Raw genomic sequence first — 3,783 nt, 5'->3', positions numbered from 1 at the left:
GTCAAGCCGGCCAACGTGATGCTGACCGGCGACCGCACCGCGAAGGTCGCCGACTTCCACCGTTGCATCCACAGCGCTGGTCCGGCCGGGCGCTACTTCTATCCGGGCGACACCAGACCGCCCTTCAGCATGGCCTGGGCGCCGCCCGCGGTGACGACCCCGGGGAGGGTCCAGCCCGGGAACGGCAGCACCCGCTCGTAGCCTCCGGTGGCGAGCAGGACGGCGTCGGCGCGGACGGTGACGCCTTCCTCCTGCGCGGGACCGAGCAGGGCGTGCACCGTGAACGCGTCCGCGTCCCTCGTCACGCACCAGACGTGGTGGTCCGTCAGATGCGTGAGGTGGCCCGCGGCGACCTGGCGCGCGAGTCCGTCCCGCAGGCGCTCCCAGGTGCGCCACCGGTGGTGCAGCGCCTGGGGGCGGCGCGCGCCCAGGGCGGCGGCGGGCGGCCGGTAGAACTGCCCGCCGGCCTGCTCGGCGGCGTCCACGAGGGTCACCCGCACTCCCCGTGCGGCCGCCGCCAGCGCTCCGGCCAGCCCGGCCGGACCCGCTCCGACGACGGCGAGGTGTGGTCGCTCAGCCATCTTCCCGGCCCGTCCCCTCCTGTGTGCGGATCACATCGCCCGGCCGCAACGGGACCAGGCAAGCCAGTTGGTTCGGGCGGTCGTTGACGGTCACCAGGCAGTCGAAGCACACCCCGATCCCGCAGAACACCCCGCGGGGCCGGCCCGTGCCACGGGTGTCGCGCCAGGCCGGCACGCCCGCCGCCCACAGGACGGCCGCCACCGTCTGGCCGGGCAGGGCGGCGACCGGCCGGCCGTCGAAGGTCACGGTGAAGCCCTCGCCCGGCCGGGCCCCGGCCAACTCCAGTGGATTCACGTCGTACCGCCTCCATCGGTGTCGAACCGCTCCGGCCGGAACGGCGTGAGATCCAGCTCCGCCGCCTTCCCGGTGAGCGTCCCCGCGATCAACCGCCCGGTGCCGGCGGCCAGTCCGATGCCGGCCCCCTCGTGCCCGCAGGCGTGGAAGAGTCCGGGCACCCTGGGGTCGGGACCGATCGCCGGGAGGTGGTCGGGCAGGTACGGCCGGAAGCCCGCGTACGTCCGCAGCGCGCGGACCCCCCGCAGGAACGGGAACAGCCCGATCGCGCCGGCCGCGAGCGCCCGGACCGCCGGAAGCGACAACGAGCGGTCGAAGCCGACCCGTTCGCGGGTCGCGCCGATCAGCACCGGCCCGGCGGCCGTGCCCTCCACGACCGGTGAACTGCGCAGCCCGGCCGAGTCGCTCGCCACGTCGGCCACGTAGTCCGCCGCGTAGACCTTGTGCCGGACCATGCGCGGCAGCGGCTCGGTGACCAGGACGAAGCCGCGCCGGGGGAGCACCGGCAGCCGTACGCCCGCGAGCGCCGCGAGGTCGCCGCCCCAGGTGCCGGCCGCGTTCACCACCGCCGGCGCGTGGATGTCGCCCCGGTCGGTGCGGACCCCGAGCACCGCGCCGTCCGGGCTCCGCAGCACGTCCGTCACGGTACGGCCCGTGTGCAGGCGGGCGCCGGAGGAGCGGAGCAGATGGGCGGCGGCCAGCGCGGGCATCACCTGGGCGTCCTGCGGATAGTGCACGCCACCCGCCATGCCCGGGGCCAAGTGGGGCTCCAGGTCGAGGAGTTCGTCCGCCCCGACCGGCCGGGCCGTGACCCCGGCGGTCCGCTGGCCGTCGGCGAAGTCCCGCAGGGCGGCCAGGGCGGCGGGGGTCGAGGCGACCACGAGGCCGCCCTTCGGCTCGTACTCGACCGCCGCGCCCAGCTCCTCGGCCAGCCGCTCCCACAACCGCGCCGAGAGCAGGGCGAGTTCGAGCTCCGGGCCGGCTTCCTTGTCGGAGACGAGCAGGTTGCCCTCGCCCGCGCCGGTGGTGCCGCCGGCCACCGGGCCCCGGTCCACCACCCGTACGTCGAGGCCGGACCGCGCGGCGTACAGCGCACAGGCCGCCCCCACCATTCCGGCTCCGACGACCACGACATCGCAGGTCAGTCGCATCGCCACGGCAGTACTATGTCACATGTCGCCCGTCCTGGGGAGGACCCCGACGCGCGTGCCCCTCGCCCCGTCATCCGCGCGTGTCCCAGGCGTGGACGCCCTCTTGACGCCGCGCGGTGCCGGATCGACACTCCAGGCAGGAATCCTAGTGAACGGGTAGGGAATCATGGCGCGCCTCGCAACGGGCACCGGCCGAGCGGGCCGGACGCCGTTTCGCGCCCCCCTGCTCACCTCCCGCCGGCACATCGACCTGCTGCGCGTCTGCAGCGCGATCAGCGCCGAGCGCTGAGCCGGGCCCCTCGCGCCCGCCGGCCGGCGCCGCCCGCCGGCGCGCACCTCCGCATGCCCACGACCCGGGGAGACGCATGTCCACCACTCCGCTCGCCGCCGTCCCGCCCGTCCACCGCACGGCCCCCGTCTTCCGGGGCCGGATCGGCCGGGACGCACGCAGCGGCCACTACGCCGTGTCCCACCGCTACCGCCTCCATCTGTCGACCGCCTGTCCCGACGGCCTGCGCCTCGCCGTCGGCCACGGCCTCCTCGCCCTGGACGGCAGTTGTCCGGTCACCTTCCTGCCCGCCGTCCCGGACGGTCCCGGCGGCGGCCACGCGGCACTGCGCCCGCTGTACGAGGCGAGCGCCCACCACTACACCGGCCCGGCGCTCGCGCCCGTCCTCAGCGACGACTGGTCCGGGCGCATCGTCAGCACCCACGCCCCCGACATCCTGCGCGACCTGGACCGCTTCCCGCCGGGCCGCCGGGCCTGCCTGTTCCCGCACGGCCTCGAGTCCGTGATCGAGGCCGTCGAGCGGATGTGCGCCGAGGGCGTCGAGGACGCCGCCCAGCGCGCCGGACGGGCCGGCGCCGGCCCCGCCGAGCGGGCCGCCGCGCTCGACGTCCTGCTCGACACCCTGGGCCGGCTGGAGCGGCGGCTGACGGGGGAGGAGTACCTGGTGGACGACCGGCTCACCGGCGCCGACGTCGAGCTGTGGGTGTCCCTGGTGCGGCTCGACACCGTCCACCGCTGCCATCTCGACGCCTCGGCCGTGCACCGCATCGCCGGCCACCGCGCCCTGTGGGCCTACGCCCGCCGCCTGACCGCCCGTCCCGCCTTCGGCCGCCATCTCGACCTCGACGGCATCGCGCGCCGCCACCACGGCCGTTGCCGGGGCCTGGAGGCCGCCGGAGCGGCCGTCCAGATCCTGGACTGGGCGGCCCACGCCGCGGAGGCCCCGGACGCCTCCCGCAGGTGAGGTCGGTTCGCCGAACTCCGGTTCGAGGCGGTGCCGGACGACCGCCTGCCGGGCGCCTGCTGCCTCCCGCCCGAAGCCCTGGCCCCCACCCCTCCGAGGAGATCACCTGAAGGAACATCTCGGGTGTCCCGCGCGAACTCTCCCCTAACGGATGTTCGGATCCGGGTGGGACCGCGTGAGGCGCTCAGGGGAGATCGTTCACCGCGGGCGCCGGCCGCGGCCGGAGGCGACGTCGCGGATGCGGTCGGCGATCCTCAGCGCCGGGCCCAGCAGCTTGGCCGCGGCGGGGCTGTGCGGAGCCGAGGGGTGCGGGCGGGTGGGCGTGCGGTTCGAGGCGATCCGGATCCGGTCCCCGATGAAGAGCAGCTTCTCCTCGGGGACCGCGGCGGCGAGCAGCGGGAACAGCCGGCGCGCCGGGAACGCCGTCAGCCTGTCGGCCTACCTGGAGGAGCGGTTCGAGGACCGCACCCGGTCGCTCCGGATGGTCTCGGCGGCGGTCACGC

5 protein-coding genes and 1 pseudogene are annotated in these 3,783 nt (G+C 75.9%); 3 read left to right on the top strand and 3 right to left on the bottom strand.

Annotated features, from left to right (window positions below):
* Positions 1 to 101: 101 nt before the first annotated feature.
* The 3 genes and pseudogenes from ACWEN3_RS43330 to ACWEN3_RS43320 form a co-directional block, all read right to left on the bottom strand.
* Positions 102 to 581 (bottom strand): annotated as a pseudogene (locus ACWEN3_RS43330) (FAD-dependent oxidoreductase); the annotation flags it as partial.
* The gene (locus ACWEN3_RS43325) at positions 574 to 876 is read right to left on the bottom strand and encodes a (2Fe-2S)-binding protein (protein ID WP_452983306.1); all 303 of its coding nucleotides are present in this window, start codon (positions 874 to 876) and stop codon (positions 574 to 576) included. The gene ACWEN3_RS43325 and the pseudogene ACWEN3_RS43330, both read right to left, overlap by 8 nt.
* Complete coding sequence (locus tag ACWEN3_RS43320; protein ID WP_452983304.1) at positions 873 to 2,033, bottom strand: NAD(P)/FAD-dependent oxidoreductase; 1,161 nt, start codon at positions 2,031 to 2,033, stop codon at positions 873 to 875. Before ACWEN3_RS43320 ends, ACWEN3_RS43325 begins: the two co-directional genes overlap by 4 nt.
* 160 nt (positions 2,034 to 2,193) lie before the next feature.
* Between ACWEN3_RS43320 and ACWEN3_RS43315 the strand changes: the two genes are divergently transcribed.
* From ACWEN3_RS43315 to ACWEN3_RS43305, 3 genes are all read left to right on the top strand, one after another.
* Entirely contained in the window at positions 2,194 to 2,316 is a 123-nt protein-coding gene (locus ACWEN3_RS43315; protein WP_452983301.1) for a putative leader peptide, read from the top strand.
* Between the two features lie 76 nt (positions 2,317 to 2,392).
* On the top strand, positions 2,393 to 3,280 hold the full coding sequence (locus tag ACWEN3_RS43310) for a glutathione S-transferase C-terminal domain-containing protein (RefSeq protein ID WP_452983299.1): 888 nt from the start codon (positions 2,393 to 2,395) through the stop codon (positions 3,278 to 3,280).
* A 316-nt stretch (positions 3,281 to 3,596) separates the two neighbouring features.
* Positions 3,597 to 3,783: hypothetical protein (locus ACWEN3_RS43305; RefSeq protein ID WP_452983296.1), on the top strand; the 187-nt coding region annotated here is incomplete at its 3' end.

The sequence above is a fragment of the Streptomyces sp. NPDC004561 genome, assembly GCF_053602155.1.
Note: the sequence above shows the minus strand (reverse complement) of the source record. Positions and strands in the feature narration are given on the sequence as shown.